Here is an 18,493-nt window from a genome sequence, read left to right on the forward strand (position 1 = left end):
CGGATCACCCCTGTGGGCGTACGAAAACCTCCCGGCCGCCGACGACCGTCGCCAGGCACACCGGCAGATCCCCGCCGGGGGTCAGGTCGGGCAGCCCCGGGGTGCCCGAGCGCGGGTCGGTGGACCAACGGGCGACCCGGTCGTCGGGAGCCTGGACGACCAGTTCCTCGGTCCGCCAGACCGCGTAGTCGGCCGGGGCACCGGGGACGAGGATGCCGGCGTCGTCCCGACCGAGGGCCCGCCAACCGCCGCGGGTGTGGGCGGCGAAGGCGGCCCGTACGGAGATCCGGTGCTCGGGGGTCCGGTGGAAGGCGGCCGCCCGGACGGTGCCCCAGGGGTCGAGCGGGGTGACGGGCGCGTCCGAGCCGAAGGCGAGCGGGACGCCGGCCTTCAGCAGGGCCGCGTACGGGTTGAGGGTGCGGGCGCGCTCGACGCCGAGCCGGTCGGCGTACATGCCGTCCTCGCCGCCCCAGGCGGCGTCGAAGGCGGGCTGCACGGAGGCGGTGAGGCCCAGTTCCGCGAAGGCGGCGATGGTGGCCGGGGTCATCATCTCGGCGTGCTCGACCCGGTGGCGGGCGGCCCGCACCCGGGCGAGGCCCACGGTGTCGGCGGCGGCCCGGACGCCTTCGACGACGGCGCTCACGGCGGCGTCGCCGATGGCGTGGAAACCGGCCTGGAGGCCCTGTTCGGTGCAGGCGGCGACGTGCGCGGCGACGTCACGGGCGTCCAGGTAGCCGGTGCCGGTGTGCGCGGCGTCGGTGTACGGGGCGTGCAGGCAGGCGGTGTGGGAGCCGAGGGCGCCGTCCACGAAGAGGTCGCCGGCGGCGCCGACCGCGCCGAGCCGCTTGGCCAGGTCGAGGTCCCGATCGGCCCAGTAGCCGAAGACGCGCGGGCCGGGGTGGCTGCGGGCCAGGTCGAGCAGGGCGGTGAAGTCCTCCGGGGAGGAGATCTCCGGGCCGCCGCACTCGTGCACGGAGCCGATGCCGAGGGACGCGGCCCGGTCCAGGGCGGCCCGCTGGGCCTCGGCGCGCTGGGTCGGGCCGACGGCGCCGAGGGCGACCGCGCGTACGGCGTGGTGGGCGTCGGCGGTCAACGGCTCGTCGCCGGCGACCGGGCCGAGGCCCCCGGGGACCAGGTCGAGGAGCGCGGTGGTGACCACGGCCGAGTGGACGTCGATGCGGCTGAGGTAGAGCGGGCGGCCCCCGGTGGCCCGGTCCAGCTCCTCGCGGCGCGGGGCGCGTCGCTCCGGCCAGCGGGCGGCGTCCCAGCCGTGTCCGAGGAGCACCCGGTCGTCGGGACGACGGGCCGCGTGGGCGCGTACCCGATCCAGGGCGTCCGCGAGGGTGGGGGCGTCGGAGAGGTCCAGTCCGGTGAGGGCGAGACCGGTGGAGGTGGTGTGCACGTGGGCGTCGGTGAACGCGGGCGTCACGAGCGCCCCGCCGAGGTCGACGACCTCGTCGACGCCCTGGGCGAAGGCGTCGGCGGCGCCTTCCGAGCCGACCCAGGCGACGTGCCCGCGCTCGACGACCATCGCGGTGGCGAACGGGTCGGCGGGGCTGTGCACCTCGCCGCCGCGAAGGAGGACGGTGCGGTCGGGTACGGGGGCTCCGGCGGCGTCGGCGGAGGCGGTGCGGTCAGTCATGGGACCCAGTCTCCCGCCTTGGCCGGCCGGGCCCGACCTCGGGTCCCCCGGGGTGGGGAGCCGCGGTCGGGCGGTGCGGAGGACGGATCAGGGAGCCGTCACACGCGGGGCGGACGGGACTCGTACGGGGTGGACAGCACCACCGTCGTGCGGGTCGAGACGTGCGCCAGGGCGCGCAGTCGGCCCAGCAGGTCCTCCAGCTCCAGGGGCGTGCCCACGCGAACCTTGAGGATGTAGTTCTCGTCTCCGGCCACGCTGTGGCAGGCCTCGATCTCCGGGACGCCCGCCAGGCGGTCGGCGATGTCGTCCGGCGCGCTGGGGTCGAACGGCTTGACCGAGATGAACGCCGTCAGGGGCAGCCCGACGGCCTCGGGGTCGACCACGGCGGCATAGCCGCGGATCACCCCGCGCTGCTCCAGGCGGCGTACTCGCTGATGGACCGCCGACGTGGACAGTCCCGTGGCCTTGCCCAGATCCGTGTAGCTCATTCGCCCGTCCCGCACGAGCAGATCAACGATCTGGCGGTCCAGCTCCTCCATTGCGCTCATAGCCGCTCAACCTATTGCCCAATGCCGCTCCAGGCACAGCGGTGTCCACGGGTTGGGTGGCACCTGCGGCGGGCATGTGACCAAGGCCACAGGGGTACGGAGGCGTACCGGGGGCGGTTGTGGTTACTCGTGCCGCGTGACGGGAAGTGCTTGGTGTGGCCGTGGCCGAAGAACCTGCCCGCCCGGCCCATTCAAGGGGGAGTACATCCATGCTGAACGCCAAGCGCGCCGGTCGCATCGAACCGGAGCCTCCGGAACTGCTCGATTCCGACGAGGACGGCTACCTCGACGAGGCCGAGGGGTTCGAGATCCACCACGCGATCTGCCCCGACTGCGGCCAGTCGATCGCCCTCGTCGCGGACGAGGAGTACCTGCCGCAGCACGCCCTCTGCCTGTCCCCGTGGAACCCGTTCGGGCTCACGGTGTGCGCGGGTACGGGCCGGCCGGCTTCCGACGCGCTGCCGACCGTGGGCGGATTCCAGCACGACGTGCAGGAACTCGACCCGATCGTGCACCTGTCGCTCCCGCAGGGCCTCGACTGGCGGACGCAGCCCTTCTCGCACGTCGGCGGTCCGGGCTCGCGTCCCGTGCGCGTGACGGCCCCGCTGCCGCCGCAGATGCGCCAGCACGCGCAGGCCGCCTGACGGGCCGCCCGCCCTACCAGTACGTTCCCCGCACCATGGCGTCGAGAGTGGCGTGGTGCAGGATCAGGCCGTCCGGGTCCGCCGGGACCTCGACCTCCCCGAAGTGCGCCTGCCGGTAGGCGATGCGCAGCATCACGATCCCGTGCCGCAGGGCCGCGTAGAGGGTGTGGAACTCCATGTCCCGCGGGGTGTGCCCGGTGAGTTCGGCGTACCGGCGTTCCACGTCCTCGCGGCGCAGGAAGTCGGGCAGGCCCGGCCGGCCGAACCCGACGGTCAGGTCCTGGAAGAAGCGGTGCAGGTAGACGGTCCAGCCCAGGTCGACCTCCCGGGGGGCGTACGAGGCCATCTCCCAGTCGAGGACGGCCACCGGCTCGAAGCCGTCGGTCTGGTAGACGACGTTGCCGATGCGGGCGTCTCCCCAGTTGAGGACGGGGTCGCCCTCGTCGGCGGGCCAGAGTTCCTCCAGTCGATCGAAGGCCCGCTCCAGGAGCGGTGAGGGGGCCAGTCCGGCCACCACCCATGCGTAGTAGGCGCGTTGGGCCTCGACGTGGCGGCGCAGTGGGCTTCCCTCCCCGGGTGGGAGGAGGAACCGCGCCTCCCCGGTGGGGAACTGGTCGTGGAGGCGGGCGAGCAGGGAGACGCTCGCCTCCTGGAGTCGTGCGCGTTCGGCGTCGGTGGCGGAGTGCAGCCAGTTGCCGTCGTACGTGTAGGGCATGACGTCGGGCGGTACCCGACCCTCGGCGCGGGCCATGACGAGGAAGGGCGCGCCGAGCGGGCCCGGATCCTCCTCCAGCCAGCGCACGCGCGGCACGGGCAGGTCGGTGTGCGCGGCGACCAGGCTCATCACCCGGTACTGGCGGGGCAGGTCGTAGACGGGGAAGACGGTGTACGCGGCCGGGTCCGCGGCCAGGCGCAGGGCGCAGGCCCGCTCCGGGGTGTCGGGGTGTTCGATGTCGAAGAGCAGGGTCTCGCTGGACATGCCGTTGGAACCGGGGACGGAGATGTTGGTGACCTTCGCGCCGGGGAGAGTCGCGTCGAGCCAGGCGGCGAGGCGGCGGCCGAGTTCCTCGGGCTCGCGGGTGGAGGTGCGGGGACGTGGTGCCGTTGCCATGGCGGGTCCTGCCTTCCTTTCCGATGGAGCGTCGTCCTCGGGGCTCTCGCGAAGTCCGCTCGGGGTCACGGGGCCACGGAGGTGTGGTCGGTGAAGCCGCTCGGGTCGTGACGGCCGAAGCTGCCGTGCTCGAAGATGCCGTGTCCGACCCGGCCGTCGAGGGTGAAGCGGGCCGAGTGGTCGGTGACCCCGAAGGCGGCCATGGGGTGCGCGGTGGGATCGGAGAGGTCGTAGACGCGCCGGTCGGTCCAGGCGCGGCCATGCCAGGTGCCGTGCTGCCAGTCGGCGGCGGGCGGGTAGCCGGCGCCGACGGCGAGGGGGGAGGAGTTGAGGACGCGGACGCCGAGTTCGAGTGGCTTGCGGGCCGGGTCGGTGAGGTGGACGACGGCGCTCTCGGGGTGGCGGCTGCCGGGACGGTAGCGGATGTCGGTGTGCGGCCAGCCGAGTTGGACGTCGTGGCGGTCGTCGCCCTCGGGGAAGACCTGGACGGCCTCGTTGAGGATGCGGTGGCCGTCGGCGTCCTCCTGGACGACGACCATGAGGAACCGGTCCTCGAAGCGGACGGGTATCCAGAGCCAGTGGAAGCCCTCGGTGCGGTGTTCCTCCGCCGCCCGGCCGCCGTCCTCGCCGGGGATCGGGCGCACGCCCCAACTGCGGTCGCGGGTACCGGTCCACGCGCCGGGGGTCAGGGTGAGTTCCTCGCCCCTGACCCGGATGGTGCCGGTGACGTTGCCGGCCTGGACGAAGCGGCGGCCTTCCAGCATCAGCCGGTCGCCGCGGCGCTGCACGTGGTGGGGCTCCCAGACGGCGGGGAACTCGGCGGTCCAGGTGATGTCGTACGAGAGGCCCTCGGGGTCGGCGGGGTCGGCGTCGCAGTGGAGACCGATCCGCTTGAGCGGCTCGTCGACGGTGATGCGGAGCGGGCCGACGGAGAGGTTCATCCGGTCGTCGCCGAGGGCGTCGGAGGCGCGGACGGCGAGGAGTTCGTCCCCGATGCGCAGGGTGGCGTAGGCGTCGATGACGCCCGCGTTGGGATAGACGCCGAGGCCGAGGATGAGGACGGCCCGGCCGGCGTGGTCGAAGACGTGGAAGATGCAGCGGTCGTAGGCGTTGCGGTCGCCGCTGACGAGGTGCTTCATCGACAACGGCGCCTGGTGGATGGGGTATTCGTCAAGCGGGACGGGCCGGTCGGCGGGCATGGCGGACCTCCTGGGCGCGGCGGCGTGGCGGCGCGTGACGTGGCGTGGCGCGGGTTGGCCTGGTGTGCGACTCAAACGGATATGACGGTACGTCAGAAATCGTTTCGAGGAACAGAGTTGTGGCACTACGCGACAGGAAGGCACGTCCGGTCACCTGGGCCGGGAGGGGGATGCCGGCCACCGACCGCGCGCCGACAGGACGCCGACCGACCGCCGGCGGGGCGGCGAGTGGTCGGCGGCGGCGTCGGGGACGCCTCGGGGACACGTCGAACGGATGGCCGTGGGCGGGGCCCGGTTACCCATGGGCTGATCTCGCGTTTTGCCGTGCATGACCACGCTTGAGACGTCCACGCCGAGAACGGGTCGCAGGCGGCGGCCCACGCCTCACGGGTACGAAGAATCGGTTCCGCTGCGGAACCCCGACACACCCGTCTACAACACGCTCCTGGCCGGTTGGACCGCCGAGGGCCGGACGGTGCCGGGGCGGCGCGATCCGGAGTGGTCACGGATCGCCTCGTCCCCGATCTGGCCCAGCGGCCCCCTGTACGGAGGCTGAGCGGACGGGCCGAGGTACCGCCGGGCCGGGCCGACACATCGCCGGGCCGGACCGGCCGTCCGATGAACCGGGCCGGACCGACCGGGCGTCGGCACGGGCCCGGATCGACCGGGCGACGGTGGCGGCGGCCGGGCCGGCGCCCCGGCCCGGGCGCCTCAGCGGGTCTCGGGGCCCGCGAGGTGGCGGGCGATGACCATGCGCTGGATCTGGTTGGTGCCCTCCACGATCTGGAGCACCTTCGCCTCGCGCATGAGCCGCTCCACCGGGAAGTCCGCGGTGTACCCGTAGCCGCCGAGGACCTGCACGGCGTCCGTCGTGACGGCCATCGCGGCGTCCGTGCAGAACAGCTTGGCCATGGCGGCCTGGCGGGAGAAGGGCTTGCCGGCGTCCCTCAGGCGCGCGGCGGCGAGGTACAGCGCCCGGCCCGCCTCGATCTTGGTCGCCATGTCGGCCAGCATGAAGCGCAGCCCCTGGAAGTCCGCGATGGGGTGCCCGAACTGCTTGCGGTCCAGGGCGTAGACCAGGGCCTCGTCCAGGGCCGCCTGGGCGACGCCGATCGCGCAGGCGGCGATCCCGAGCCGGCCGGCGTCCAGGGCGGCCAGGGCGATGGTGAATCCCTGCCCCTCCTCGCCGATGCGCCGGGTGTCGGGGACGCGTACGCCGTCGAAGTGCAGCTGGGCGGTGGGCGAGCCCTTCATGCCCATCTTCTTCTCGGGGACCGCCGCCGTCAGACCGGCCGCGTCGCCGGGGACGAGGAAGGCGGTGATGCCCTTGGGGCCGCTCACACCCGTGCGCGCGAGGACGGTGTAGAAGTCCGCGACCCCGCCGTGCGTGATCCACGCCTTGGTGCCGGTGATGACCCAGTCGTCGCCGTCGCGGACGGCCTTGGTGGTCAGTGAGGCGGCGTCGGAGCCGGCGGCCGGCTCCGAGAGACAGTAGGCGCCGAGCAGACCGCCGCCGAGCATCGCGGGGAGGTGGGCACCCTGCTGCTCCTTGGTGCCGTAGCCGGCGAGGCCGTGGCAGGCCAGGGAGTGCACGCTGACACCGAGGCCGACCGTCAGCCGGGCCGCGGCGAGCTCCTCCAGCACCTGGAGGTAGACCTCGTACGGCTGCTCGCCGCCGCCGAACTCGCCGGCGTACGGGAGCCCCAGCAGGCCGGCCTCCGACAGGAGGGTGAAGACCTCCCGGGGGAAGCGTCCGTCGTCCTCCTCCTCGGCGGCCCGGGGGCGGATCTCCCGCTGCGCGATCTCTCGTACGAGCGCGAGCAGATCACGGGACTCTTCGGTGGGCAGCTGTCGGTCCACCGGCTGCGGGGCGCGGTCGGTCATGGCGGCGCTCTCCTCCCTGGTCGGGCACGGCGGCGACGCGTGAGGTGTGGGACGCGCCACCGGATCTCGGTGCTCTCACAGCCGATACTGCCCTCCCGGATCGCGGAAGGGCCTGTTCAGTGGCTGCGGCGGCTTGAGTATGCCCGATCAGGGGCTTCCCGTCACCGGTGCATGATCATCGAGATTCTCCGGGACCTCGTGCGCGGGTGGAGCGGGGTGGTCGGGGGCGAACTCCTCGATCACCGTCAGGGTCGCGCGCAGCTGCCGCACGAGCAGCGCCGCGACCTCGGCCCGGCCGGGCTGCCCCTCGGCGCCGAGGGCGCCGATCCACTCCAGGGCGATCCCCTCGACCCCGGAGAGCCAGCCCACGAGCGCGAGCCGGGCGAGCGGGGACACCGTGCGGCGGCCGTACGCGGCCTCGGCGATGGTGGCGACGAGTTCCTCGCGGACCGCGTCGCGGATGGCGAGCACCTCGGCGTCGGAGCCGACGCCGCCGGTGACGATGGTGCGGTAGGCGGCCCGGTGGTGTTCGGCGTAGTACAGGTAGCCGTCGATGGTGCGGCGGGCGCGTTCCGGGCCGGCGAGTTCGGTCTCCGCGGCCGCGCGGGCGACGAGTTCGGCGACGGACTCCTCGACGATGGCGAGGTAGTAGCCGCGCTTGCTCTTGAAGTAGTAGTAAATCAACCCCTTGGCGACACCGGCGTGTTGGGCGATGTCGTCCATGGAAAGCGCGTCGTACGAGGTGTCGGCGAACAACTTGCGCCCGATCGCCATGAGTTCGGCCCGACGGACCTGCGAACGGCCGGTCGCGCCGCGCTGTTGACTATTATTCAAATTCGGCCCTAGCCTCGAACTCCCACAGGATGCCCGCAGTATGGCAGACCTGTCTCATGCACTTCCCTGCGCACGGACGACGTACGGGAGGCACCTCCATGAGCACGAACAGCGGCCGCGAGGGCCGGGTCGAGTGGAAGAGGACGGCGGCGGTCGCGCTGCCCGCGGTGATCGCGGTCGGGGCGATGGGCATCGCCATGGCACAGAGCGCGCTCGCCTCAAGGGCATGAGGCTGAGCGTCGGCCTGAACGGCAGGCAGCGCTTCCAGGGGCGCGCCGACCCGCGGATCCGGGCACGGGGCAGTGGGCGCTGCGGCTCCCCCTGCCCGGGCCCCGGCGACGGCTGCGCGCCTGGCGGCGGACCCGGCCGTTCGGGGGCGGACTGCTGCTGGTGTCGGGTGGGATCGAGTTGCTGCTGGTCCCGCTCTCCCCGCTGACCGTGCTGGTCGGCCTGGGGCTCGGCGGGGTCGCGGCGATCGGGATCGGGGCGGCGCTGGTGGTGGCCGGGCTGTTCCTGTGGCTCCTGCCGCAGGCCAGGGCCTATGTGCCGATCCACGCGCTGCTGCTCTCGGTGCTGTCGTTCAGGCGACGAACCTGGGCGGGTTCCTGGTGGGGATGCTGCTCGGCATCGCGGGCAGCGCGCCGGCCTTCGGCTGGACCCCGCTGCCGGAGACGAAGGAGGAGCCAGAGGAGTCCGCGGACGGGGAGGGGGCGACGGATCGACGGACCGCGCAAGGTGCTGGCGCTGAGGATGGCGGCGGCCTAGTTGTACGACTACCGGCTGCGCACCCGGGACGGCGGGGAGGAGTACGGTCCGGCGGCCCGGTCCCTGACCCTGCGGGGCGACGTCACCTTGTACCTGACCCGGTTCAGCGGCTGTATCGAGGGGCTGCTGTGCGTCGCGTTCAGCCCGGAGGGGTTGCCCGCTCCCCCGGTGATCCCGCCGTTCGTCCTCATGACGCGGGTGAGCGCCGAACAGGCGCTGGTCACCTCGGACGTGATCGTCACCGACGGGCTGCGGCTGGACTCCTCGTGATCCGTCGGGCGGCGCCGTTCCGCGCACCGCCGAGGCCCGCTAGAGCCAGCCGACCTGGGTGACGAACATGGCGATGACGACCACCAGGGTCCAGCCGAGCACGTGCTCCAGCAGGCCGGAGCCGTCCTTGGGGCCACCGGTGCGGGCGAGGCTGCGGGCGCGGTCGGTCGGGGCTGCGGCATGTGTGGTCATGCCGTCCAATGTGGCAGCATTCGCGGCTCTCGCGGTAGGGACGAGAGACGAGCGTCACGGGTGGCACACGTCACGCCCGCCGGGGTCCGGCGGGCGTGACGGTGCGGTGCGGTGCGGTGCGGTCAGCCGGCGCGGCGGTCCCGACCGGCCATGCCCGCCATGGCCAGTGCCAGCAGCAGGGCGACGGCGCCGGCGATGACGTTGCTCAGCACGGTGCGGGTCGTGGAGACGTCTCCCGCGATGACCCACGGGGCGACGATCGTCCAGGCCGCGATGACGACGGCGGTCCACGCCATCGCGTGCGTGCGCTCGTAGGCGGACCCCAGGCCGCCCATGCACAGGCAGTACGCCAGTCCGGCGATCAGGTTGTTGACCGCCAGCGAGCCGAAGCCGCTGAACCCGGCGATCCACGGCGATGCCGCGATGTAGAGACCGGTGATCAGGGCCATCGCCTCGACCGCCTGCGCGCGGGGCGTACTGGTGACCTGCTCGAAGCGCGTGCGCATCTCGGCGAGGTCGGGGTGTTGTTCGATGTTCGGGTGGGTGGTCATGGCGGGCCGCCTCCTGTTGAAGCTGAATCTGCCCTGTGCCTACACACGTTGTGTGCCCTTTATGTTCCACTTACAACCCATTCGGGTCAACGGAAACGGGCGCGGACTTTTTCGTACTTCCCACAAGCGGTGCGCACGTCCCACAAGCGGTGCGCGCGTCCGACGAGCGGTGCGCACGTCCTGCGAGCGGCCCGCCGACCCCGTCAGAGCACCCCCACCGTCCGCAGTGCCCGGATCGCGGCCGCCGACGGGCGGGCGGGGACGTACAGGTAACAGATGCCGCCGGTGCCCGAGACCGCCTTGCCCGCGGCGTTGCGGCGCTTGGTGCGGAGCCAGATGGTCTCCCACTCCTTGCGCCGGTAGACGCGGCGGACGGAGGGGTTGTCCGCCGAGTTCGGGTCGTTGGCGATCACGTCACCGGCGGCCGTGAAGCCGATGACGGTCATCAGGTGGCCCGCCGTGCCGTAGCCGGCGCCGGTCAGTTCCTCGGCACGGAATGACTGCGAGGTGATGGCGGGGATCCCGGCGCGGACCAGGACCTCCAGGTCGGCGAGGGACGTCAGCCGGGTGACGACCCCGGCCATGTCCGGGTACGTGGCGGCGTAGGCGGCGTTGAAGGGCCAGTTGCCGCAGCCCTTGTACGCCGCGTCGTACGTGGAGCGGGCGGCGTGGCAGACCTGCGGGTCGGAGTACCCCTTGCGGACCCAGCCCAGGGCCGCCGGAGTTGCCCTGCGCCCCCAGAACTCGATGATCATCTGGGAGGAGGTGGGGCTGCACCAGGCCTCGCCGCCGTTGTCGTACTCGGGGTACCGGCCGATGTGGACCTCCTGCGAGTACCTCGGGACCTTCAGTTCGTGGGCCGAGCCCGACGGGGTGGAGGCGGGGACGGTGAAGCGGTCCGGGACGTCGGAGACCATCGCCCCGGCCAGCCAGACCGTCGGCCCGTGCTCGGCTCCGGGCTTGCGGTGGAGGGTCAGGCGCAGTTGCCAGTCGCGCAGGCGCAGGCCGGCGGCCTTGGCGGGTCCGTCGAGGGCCAGCGTGTCGGTCCACACCGTGCTGCGCCCGTCGCTCTGGCCGTCGACCGAGGTGCGCCGGATGTCGCCGTCGCCGGAGGCCCAACGGCCCATGACGTACCACGGGGTGGCGTGGCCGTCGGTGTACGTGCCGCGCAGCTCGATCCGGATCCAGGTGCCGGCCGGGGTGCGGGCGTTCCAGGACGCGATGGCCTCGGTGGCGGGAACGGTCGAGCGGTGCACCGGCGAGGTCCAGGAGGCGTACTCCCAGGTGGCCTTCCGCGCGGTGTGCGGGTCGGTGTACTCGGTCCGGCCGGCCGGGGTCCTCATCTCCAGTCCGGGTCGGGCGCCGCCGACCGCCGTGGTGCCCTGGTGGGTGCCGGCCGACCAGTGCGCGTGGGAGTACCAGAAGCGGTTGTCGACCCTCCGGCCCGTGGCGGCCTCGGCGGACGCGTCGGCGCCCGGGGCAGAGGGGGTCTTCGCTCCGCTCCGCGACGCGCCGGCGGCCGAGGCCGCCCCGCCGGGAACGGTGGCCGCGGCGGCGGCCGCGAGGGCGACGGCGAGCAGGGCCCTGCGTGGGGTGGGTGCGGTCATCGGTGGTGGCCCCCATGGGTCGGTGCGGTGGCTCGGCTGGTCCACCCTTCCAGTTCCCGGCTGCCGGGCGGCGAAGCCACGGGCCCCGTGTCGGCCCTGCCACTCGGCCGGTCCCGCGGGGCGGACTCCCCCGCCGCCACGGCCTAGGCTGGCCGGGTGGAACCGCACCCGTCACACCCGTCACCCGACCCCCGGTCGGCCGTCGAACCCCTCGGGCCCGCCCGGGCGGGCGGTTGCCTGGGGCGGCTCGCGCGGGAGCTGGCCTCCCTGCCCCCCTCGCTCGGTCCGGTACGGCTGATCGGCATCGACGGGCACGCCGGCTCCGGGAAGAGCACCTTCGCGGAACGGCTCGCCGAGGCCCTGGGCGGGGCGCCGGTGATGCACCTGGACGACGTGGCCACCCACGAGGAACTGTTCGCGTGGGACGGGCGACTCGGTGCCCAGGTGCTGGAGCCGCTCCGCACCGGCCGGCCCGCGCTCTGGACGCCGTACGACTGGGTGGAGCGCCGGTTCGGCCCCGCGCGGGAGCTGGAGCCGGCCCCGGTGCTGCTCGTCGAGGGGGTCGGGGCCGGGCGGCGGACGCTCCGTCCGTGGCTGGCGGGACTGCTGTGGATGGAGACACCGCGCGCGAAGTCCTGGGGGCGCGGGCGAAACCGGGACGGGCGCGAACTCTCCGACTTCTGGGACGGATGGGAGCGCGCGGAGCTCGCGCACTTCGCGGACGACCCTTCGCGCCCCTACGCCGACACCCTGGTACGCCAGAGCGGTACGGGATACGAGTGGACTTCCGGGGCCGGTGCGACAGCGGGAACCACCTCTTCCGTCACGGAAGGTGACGGGCTCCCCCGCGCCTGAGCGGGTCCGGAAATCCGTCCGCACCGGCCCTCACCGACCGGCTTGACCTGGCGCCCGCGGCGGCCTTACGTTCTGAATGCCCGGTCCGCGAGGACCGCGGCGGACGTCAAGCCCCCGGTTGTTCCCCCGTGACCGGGGGCTTCGTTCCGCCCTCTGCGGGGCCCACCGCACCCGGACCTTCACCCTGTGTCACGACAGGAGCCGGAAACGCGCCCCCGACGCACACCCCCCGCACCCTGGGTAAGGTGCGTGACCGCAGGTACGATGCAGCCCTGATTTCATCTGGCGCGGTAGGCAACTCGCGGGACTGACGCGGGGGTTGCCGCGTACCACGGGGGCAGGCTTGTGGGGGATGTGATGGACTTCGGCACGCCGGGCAGCGCGCACGCCCCGGCCGAACTCGCCTGGCTGCGCGGAGTGGACGCCTGCACGATGGGTGCCTATCCGCAGGCCGAGGAGGAGTTCCGGGCGGCCGTACGGCTCGATCCCGCGATGGCCGACGCCTGGCTGGGTCTCCACGCGCTCCGGGTGGACACCACCAACGCGTTATTGCGCATGTACGCCCATCGGGACCGGTTCGGCGAGCAGCGGGCCCGTCACCGGCGCATGCTGAACTCCTGGTACTGGCTGGGCTGGTGGGTACAGCCGGTGTTGGAGAGCCGCCGGGACCTGCTGTTGGCCCATGCCTCGCACTGGTTGGACGGCCGTCACGTGCCCGAGTTGGACCAGGCGTTGGCGGCCCTGCCGCCGGTGGACACCGATGCCCAGGTGCGGTTCCTGCACGCCTGCCGGGCGTATCTGGTGAAGGACTGGGACCAGTTGGTCCGGCACACCGAGCCGCTGGTCGACGATCCGCTGCTGGGCATCGAGGCGGGTCTGTTCGGCGGGATGGCCCGGGTCCGGCTGGAGATGTACGGGCAGGCCGAGCCGATGCTGTCGGCGGCGCTGATGCGGTGCCGCAGCGAGCAGCCCCAGCGCAAGGAGCTGCGGTACTGGCTGGCGCGGGCGCACGAGGGCACGGGGCGCAGCGCTGCGGCGCTGCCGCTGTACCGCGCCGTGCACCGGGTGGATCCGGCGTTCATGGACACGGTGGCGCGGCTGACGGCGATCGAGGACGCCGACTTCGTCGACGGGGCCGACGGGTACGCGGGGTACGGGCACTCCGGCGAGGGCTTCGCCGGGCACGGCCTCTCCCCGTCCGGCGGGGATTTCGCGGCGGTGGCGCTGGGCGGCGGCTCGGGCCCGGTGCAGGACATCGCGGCGGACGGGCAGATCGAGCCGGACCCGCCGGCGGTCCTGGAGCCGCCGGACCAGCGGTTCGGGCCGGGCGGCGGGCCTCCCGGCCCGAACCGGCTGGAGGGAGTGCGCCGCAAGGTGGTGGTTCCGCCCCGGGCGGCGGGGCTGCCGGCCGGGCCCGCCGATCCGCAGGCGTTGGCCGAGGCGCTCGCGGAGTTGGAGCGCATGGTGGGTCTGGAGCCCGTCAAGCGGCAGGTGAAGGCCTTGTCGGCGCAGTTGCACATGGCCGGTCTGCGGGCGAGCCAGGGGCTGCCGGTGCAGCCGCCGAAGCGGCACTTCGTCTTCTCGGGGCCCTCGGGCACGGGCAAGACCACGGTCGCGCGCATCCTGGGCCGGGTGTTCTACGCGCTCGGCCTGCTGGGTGGCGACCATCTGGTGGAGGCCCAACGAGCCGATCTGGTGGGTGAGTTCCTGGGTCAGACGGCCGTGAAGGCGAACGAACTGATCGACTCCGCGATCGGCGGGGTGCTGTTCGTCGACGAGGCCTACAGCCTGTCCAACTCCGGCTACAGCAAGGGTGACGCGTACGGGGACGAGGCCCTCCAGGTCCTGCTGAAGCGGGCCGAGGACAATCGCGACCACCTGGTGGTGATCCTGGCGGGCTATCCGGCCGGGATGGACCGGTTGCTGGCCACGAACCCGGGGCTCTCGTCGCGGTTCACCACCCGGGTGGACTTCCCGAGTTACCGGCCGCCGGAGCTGACCGCCATCGGCGGGGTGCTCGCGGACGCGAACGGGGACTGCTGGGACGAGGAGGCCCTGGACGAGCTGCGCAGCATCAGCGGGCACGTCGTCGAGCAGGGCTGGATCGACGAGCTGGGCAACGGCCGCTTCCTGCGGACCCTGTACGAAAAGAGCTGCGCGTACCGGGACCTGCGGTTGGCGGGGTTCGCCGCGGATCCCTCCCGGGAGGACCTGGCCACGCTGCGGTTGGCCGATCTGATGCAGGCCTACGGGGAGGTCCTCTCGGGCCGCGGCCCCCAGGACCGCACGGAGCCCCCGCCGCTGTAGGCGACGGGGGCTCCGGGGCGGGCCGGCGGGATCAGCCCGCCATGGCCTCCTCCGAGACGGGCGCCCGGCGGGCCGGCGGTGCGGTGCGGTGCGCGGGATCGCGTACCTCTCCGACCAGCATCTCCAGTACGTCCTCCATCGCGACCAGGCCCAGCACCCGGCCGGCCGGGTCCGCGACCTGGGCCAGGTGGGTGGCGTCCCGGCGCATGACGGTGAGGGCGTCGTCCAACGGGAGGGTGGAGCACACGGTGGTCATTCGGCGCCAGACCCGTTGGGGCACGGCCCGTTCCCGGTCCTCCAGGTCCAGTACGTCCTTGACGTGCAGGTAGCCCATGAAGGCACCGCTGTCGGACTGGACGGGGAAGCGGGAGTAACCGGTGCGCACCGTCAGCTGTTCGATCTGGCGCGGGGTGACCGCCGGACTGACCGAAACGAGCCGGTCGTGGGCCAGCAGCACGTCGGTGACCGGGCGGCTGCCCAGTTCGAGGGCGTCCTCCAGCCGTTCGTGCTGCACCGGCTCCAGGAACCCGGCCTGCCGGGAGTCCTTGAGGAGGCGGCCGAGCTGGGCGCTGGTGTAGACGGCCTCGACCTCGTCCTTCGGCTCGACCTTGAAGAGCCGCAGGACGAGCGTGGCGCAGGCGCCGAGGGCGGTCGTGACCGGGCCGCAGACCCGGGCGAAGGCCACCAGGCCGGGGCTGAACCACAGGGCGGTCTTCTCGGGGGCGGCCATGGCGAGGTTCTTGGGGACCATCTCGCCGATGACCAGGTGCAGGAAGACCACGGCGGCGAGCGCGACGGCGTAGCCGAGGGGGTGGATCAGGCCTTCCGGCACGTGCGCGGCGTGGAAGACGGGCTCCAGCAGCCGGGCCACGGTCGGTTCGGCGACGGCGCCGAGGGTGAGCGAGCACATGGTGATGCCGAACTGGGCCGCCGCCATCATGCGCGGCAGGTTCTCCAGGCCGTGGAGGACCTGGCGGGCCCGCTTGGACCCGGCCGCGAGGGGTTCGATCTGGCTGCGGCGTACGGAGACGAGAGCGAACTCGGCGCCGACGAAGAAGCCGTTGGCCAGGACCAGGAGCAGGGCGAAGACGAGCTGGAGCGCGTTCACCGACCCACCGCCTGGGGCTCGGCCGGGGCGGGGACGGGGGCCGTGCGGACCAGCCTGACGCGGTCGGCGCGGTAGCGGCGGACCTGGCGGACGGACAGCTTCCAACCGGGGAGCTCGGCCCGGTCACCGGGGGCGGGGATCCGGCCGAGCAGATCGGCGACCAGTCCGGCGACGGTCTCGTAGGGGCCCTCGGGCACCTCCAGGCCTATGCGGCGCAAGGTGTGCACGCGGCAGCTGCCGTCGGCCTCCCAGGAGGGGCGGCCGTCCTCGGCGGGTACGGCGGCCAGTTCGGGCGTGCCGTCCTCCGCGAGGTCGTGCTCGTCGCGGACCTCTCCGACGAGTTCCTCCACGATGTCCTCCAGGGTGACGACTCCGGCGGTGCCGCCGTACTCGTCGACGACCACGGCCATCGGTTGTTCGCTGCGCAGCCGCTCCAGCAGGGGCTGGACCGGCAGGGAGCCGGGGACCAGCAGCGGGGCGACGCAGATCCGGCCCACGGTGGTGCGGGAGCGCTCGGACTCGGGCACGGCGAGGGCGTCCTTGAGGTGGACGACGCCGGTGATCTCGTCGATGCGTTCGCGGTAGACCGGGAAGCGGGACAGGCCGGTGGCCCGGGTCAGGTTGAGCACGTCGGCCGCGGTGGCCGTGTGCTGGAGGGCGCTGACCTTCACCCGGGGGGTCATGACGTGCTGGGCCGTGAGCTCGCCCAGCGAGAGGGTTCGTACGAAGAGGTCGGCGGTGTCCTGTTCGAGGGCGCCGGCCTGGGCCGAGTGGCGGACCAGGGAGACCAGTTCGCCGGGGGTGCGGGCGGAGGCCATCTCGTCGGTGGGTTCCACCCCGAGCGCCCGGACGAGCCGGTTGGCGACGGCGTTGAGGGCCGCGATGACCGGTCGGAAGGCGCGGGAGAAGACCTGTTGGGGGCCGGCCACGAACCGGGCCACCTGGAGCGGCCGGGAGACCGCCCAGTTCTTCGGTACGAGCTCGCCGACGACCATCTGGACGGCGGAGGCGAGCAGCATGCCGATGACGACGGCGACGCCGGAGACGGCTCCCCCGGGCAGGCCGGTCGCGGCGAGCGGCCCGGACAGCAGGGCCGCGAGGGCGGGTTCGGCGAGCATGCCGACGACGAGGGAGGTGATGGTGATGCCGAGCTGGGTGCCGGAGAGCTGGAAGGACAGTTCCTTCAGGGCCTCGACCACCGTGCGGGCACGGCGGTCGCCGTCGGCCGCGGCGCGTTCGGCCTCGGGTCGCTCCACCGTGACGAGGCCGAATTCGGCTGCCACGAAGAAACCGTTGGCGAGGATCAGGACGAAAGCCGCCACGAGCAGGAGTAGCGGGATGGTCATGCCGCCGCCTCCATCGGGAGGGCGGCGCGGGTACTACCGGACGATCCGTCCATTGCTGGAGGGAGTCACTCCTCGAGTCGCAGTTGCCCACGGGCCACGGGGTCCCGGGGCCGGTGGGAGGGCGCACGGCTGCGCCCCGCCACCAGGGTAGTCACTGGGATCGCCGCCGCAATGGGACGCAGCGACGATCCTCGGTGGGGTCAGTGGTCGTGTCCGCCCGTTCCGCGGCTCTCGGCCAGGGCGCGCAGGGCTCGGGCGTCGCCGATCGCCTGGGCCTTGGCGACGCCGGGTTGGATGCCGAGCGCGGGCAGGCTGGTGCCGTCGTTCAGGTCGAGGAACACCCACGGGTCGCCGGGGCGGAGGTTGACGCGCAGGATCTGCGCCCACTCCAGCCGGCGGGTGGTCGTGAGGTTGACGACGGTGACGCCGGCCTCGTCCGCGACCACCTTGGGGCGGCTGAGCAGGACCAGGACGGAGCTGAGCAGGATCGCCACGAAGATGAAGCTGATCCGTTCGCCCGGATGGAGGGTGTCGAGGATCAGGGCGATGGCCGAGATGGTCACGAACATGGCGAGCCCGACGCTCAGCAGCACGACCCGGGTGCGGGTCGGCCGGAAGGTGACCGGCAGGGCGGGCGGTGCGGGCGGGGCGGCGGGCTCGGCCATGGTGTGCGCTCGGTTCTGCTCGGAAGGTGGTGAGTCGGCTGGGCCGGTGGACTGGCGGATCCGCGGTGACGGCGGATCCGCCGGACGGGACGTGTCAGAGGCGGCAGGCGTGGATCGAGGTGGTGAGGATCGCGCGCGCGCCGAGCTCGTACAGGTCGTCCATGATCCGCTGGGCCTCCTTGGCGGGGACCATGGCGCGGACGGCGACCCAGCCCTCGTTGTGCAGCGGGGAGACGGTCGGCGACTCCAGGCCCGGGGTGAGGGCGACCGCGCGCTCCAGGTGCTCGGCGCGGCAGTCGTAGTCCATCATCACGTAGCTGCGGGCCACCAGGACGCCCTGGAGGCGGCGCAGGAACTGCTGGGTGCGCGGGTCCTCGGCGTCGGCGGTGTTGCCGCGGATGACGACCGCCTCGGAGGTCATGATCGGCTCGCCGATGACCTCCAGGCCGGCGTTGCGCAGGCTGGTTCCGGTCTCGACGACGTCCGCGATGATCTGGGCGACGCCGAGCTGGATGGCGGTCTCGACCGCGCCGTCGAGGTGCACGACGGAGGCGTCGATGCCCTGGTCGGCGAGGTGCTTGGCGACGATTCCCTCGTACGAGGTCGCGATGGTCATCCCGGTGAAGTCCTCGGGGCCCTTCGCGGTGCCGGGGATCGTGGCGTAGCGGAAGGTGGACCGGCCGAAGTTCAGCGGCAGGATCTCCTCGGCGCTGGCGCCGGAGTCGAGCAGCAGGTCGCGGCCGGTGATGCCGATGTCGAGCTTCCCGGAGGACACGTAGATCGCGATGTCCTTGGGGCGGAGGTAGAAGAACTCCACCTCGTTCTCGGGGTCGACGACCACGAGCTCCTTGGACTCCTTGCGCATCCGGTAGCCGGCCTCATGGAGCATCGCCGACGCAGGTCCGGAGAGTGCACCCTTGTTGGGGACGGCGATGCGCAGCATGGGGCTTCCTTTGATGCGTGGG

Annotated in this window: 19 protein-coding genes; 6 read left to right on the top strand and 13 right to left on the bottom strand. The window is 72.9% G+C overall.

The window, feature by feature from the left end; genetic code table 11:
• Positions 1-4 precede the first annotated feature (4 nt).
• On the bottom strand, positions 5-1,642 hold the full coding sequence (locus OHA84_RS07810; RefSeq protein WP_266972452.1) for an amidohydrolase: 1,638 nt from the start codon (positions 1,640-1,642) through the stop codon (positions 5-7).
• 98 nt (positions 1,643-1,740) lie between these two features.
• Positions 1,741-2,181, bottom strand: a complete 441-nt coding sequence (locus OHA84_RS07815; protein ID WP_053681811.1) for an Lrp/AsnC family transcriptional regulator — start codon at positions 2,179-2,181, stop codon at positions 1,741-1,743.
• A gap of 218 nt (positions 2,182-2,399) precedes the next feature.
• Between OHA84_RS07815 and OHA84_RS07820 the strand changes: the two genes are divergently transcribed.
• Positions 2,400-2,834, top strand: coding sequence for a hypothetical protein (locus OHA84_RS07820; protein WP_053681810.1), 435 nt, complete (start codon positions 2,400-2,402; stop codon positions 2,832-2,834).
• Between the two features lie 13 nt (positions 2,835-2,847).
• On the opposite strand, the gene OHA84_RS07825 is transcribed toward OHA84_RS07820, so the two are convergent.
• The 4 genes from OHA84_RS07825 to OHA84_RS07840 all read right to left on the bottom strand — a co-directional run bounded on the left by OHA84_RS07825 (position 2,848) and on the right by OHA84_RS07840 (position 7,862).
• Complete coding sequence (locus OHA84_RS07825) at positions 2,848-3,945, bottom strand: phosphotransferase family protein (protein ID WP_053681809.1); 1,098 nt, start codon at positions 3,943-3,945, stop codon at positions 2,848-2,850.
• A 65-nt stretch (positions 3,946-4,010) separates the two neighbouring features.
• Positions 4,011-5,144, bottom strand: a complete 1,134-nt coding sequence (locus OHA84_RS07830; protein ID WP_266972449.1) for a hypothetical protein — start codon at positions 5,142-5,144, stop codon at positions 4,011-4,013.
• Between the two features lie 711 nt (positions 5,145-5,855).
• Positions 5,856-7,028: an acyl-CoA dehydrogenase family protein gene (locus OHA84_RS07835; RefSeq protein WP_053681807.1), complete on the bottom strand. Its 1,173-nt coding sequence runs from the start codon at positions 7,026-7,028 to the stop codon at positions 5,856-5,858.
• A gap of 147 nt (positions 7,029-7,175) precedes the next feature.
• Positions 7,176-7,862: a TetR/AcrR family transcriptional regulator gene (locus tag OHA84_RS07840; RefSeq protein WP_266972448.1), complete on the bottom strand. Its 687-nt coding sequence runs from the start codon at positions 7,860-7,862 to the stop codon at positions 7,176-7,178.
• Positions 7,863-7,960: 98 nt separating this feature from the next.
• Here OHA84_RS07840 and OHA84_RS07845 point away from each other — a divergent pair, with 98 nt between their 5' ends.
• The 3 genes from OHA84_RS07845 (at position 7,961) to OHA84_RS07855 (ending at position 8,897) form a co-directional block, all read left to right on the top strand.
• On the top strand, positions 7,961-8,092 hold the full coding sequence (locus OHA84_RS07845; RefSeq protein WP_266972447.1) for a hypothetical protein: 132 nt from the start codon (positions 7,961-7,963) through the stop codon (positions 8,090-8,092).
• 112 nt (positions 8,093-8,204) lie between these two features.
• Positions 8,205-8,627, top strand: a complete 423-nt coding sequence (locus OHA84_RS07850; protein WP_266974117.1) for a DUF6114 domain-containing protein — start codon at positions 8,205-8,207, stop codon at positions 8,625-8,627.
• A complete protein-coding gene (locus tag OHA84_RS07855; protein ID WP_266972446.1) occupies positions 8,628-8,897 on the top strand; it encodes a hypothetical protein in 270 nt (89 codons plus the stop codon).
• Positions 8,898-8,936: 39 nt separating this feature from the next.
• Here the strand turns inward: OHA84_RS07855 and OHA84_RS07860 are convergent, their stop codons facing one another.
• From OHA84_RS07860 to OHA84_RS07870, 3 genes are all read right to left on the bottom strand, one after another.
• Positions 8,937-9,089, bottom strand: a complete 153-nt coding sequence (locus OHA84_RS07860; RefSeq protein ID WP_107089288.1) for an SCO1431 family membrane protein — start codon at positions 9,087-9,089, stop codon at positions 8,937-8,939.
• Positions 9,090-9,211: 122 nt separating this feature from the next.
• The gene (locus OHA84_RS07865; protein ID WP_053681805.1) at positions 9,212-9,640 is read right to left on the bottom strand and encodes an SPW repeat protein; all 429 of its coding nucleotides are present in this window, start codon (positions 9,638-9,640) and stop codon (positions 9,212-9,214) included.
• Positions 9,641-9,843: 203 nt separating this feature from the next.
• Positions 9,844-11,247 (bottom strand): peptidase C39 family protein, encoded by a 1,404-nt coding sequence (locus OHA84_RS07870; RefSeq protein ID WP_266972443.1) that lies wholly within the window; start codon positions 11,245-11,247, stop codon positions 9,844-9,846.
• 237 nt (positions 11,248-11,484) lie between these two features.
• On the opposite strand from OHA84_RS07870, the gene OHA84_RS07875 reads away from it, so the two are divergent.
• On the top strand, positions 11,485-12,102 hold the full coding sequence (locus OHA84_RS07875; RefSeq protein ID WP_266974116.1) for a uridine kinase: 618 nt from the start codon (positions 11,485-11,487) through the stop codon (positions 12,100-12,102).
• A gap of 357 nt (positions 12,103-12,459) precedes the next feature.
• Positions 12,460-14,409 (top strand): AAA family ATPase, encoded by a 1,950-nt coding sequence (locus tag OHA84_RS07880; protein ID WP_266972441.1) that lies wholly within the window; start codon positions 12,460-12,462, stop codon positions 14,407-14,409.
• 31 nt (positions 14,410-14,440) lie between these two features.
• On the opposite strand, the gene OHA84_RS07885 is transcribed toward OHA84_RS07880, so the two are convergent.
• From OHA84_RS07885 to hisG, 4 genes are all read right to left on the bottom strand, one after another.
• Complete coding sequence (locus OHA84_RS07885) at positions 14,441-15,517, bottom strand: hemolysin family protein (RefSeq protein WP_053681802.1); 1,077 nt, start codon at positions 15,515-15,517, stop codon at positions 14,441-14,443.
• On the bottom strand, positions 15,514-16,863 hold the full coding sequence (locus OHA84_RS07890; protein WP_053681801.1) for a hemolysin family protein: 1,350 nt from the start codon (positions 16,861-16,863) through the stop codon (positions 15,514-15,516). The genes OHA84_RS07885 and OHA84_RS07890 overlap by 4 nt, the downstream gene beginning before the upstream one ends.
• Positions 16,864-17,063: 200 nt before the next feature.
• On the bottom strand, positions 17,064-17,528 hold the full coding sequence (locus OHA84_RS07895; protein ID WP_266951512.1) for a PH domain-containing protein: 465 nt from the start codon (positions 17,526-17,528) through the stop codon (positions 17,064-17,066).
• 94 nt (positions 17,529-17,622) lie between these two features.
• Positions 17,623-18,471 (bottom strand): ATP phosphoribosyltransferase, encoded by an 849-nt coding sequence (hisG, locus tag OHA84_RS07900; RefSeq protein WP_053681799.1) that lies wholly within the window; start codon positions 18,469-18,471, stop codon positions 17,623-17,625.
• Positions 18,472-18,493 lie beyond the last annotated feature (22 nt).

This window comes from Streptomyces sp. NBC_00513 (assembly GCF_041431415.1).
GTDB lineage: Bacteria > Actinomycetota > Actinomycetes > Streptomycetales > Streptomycetaceae > Streptomyces.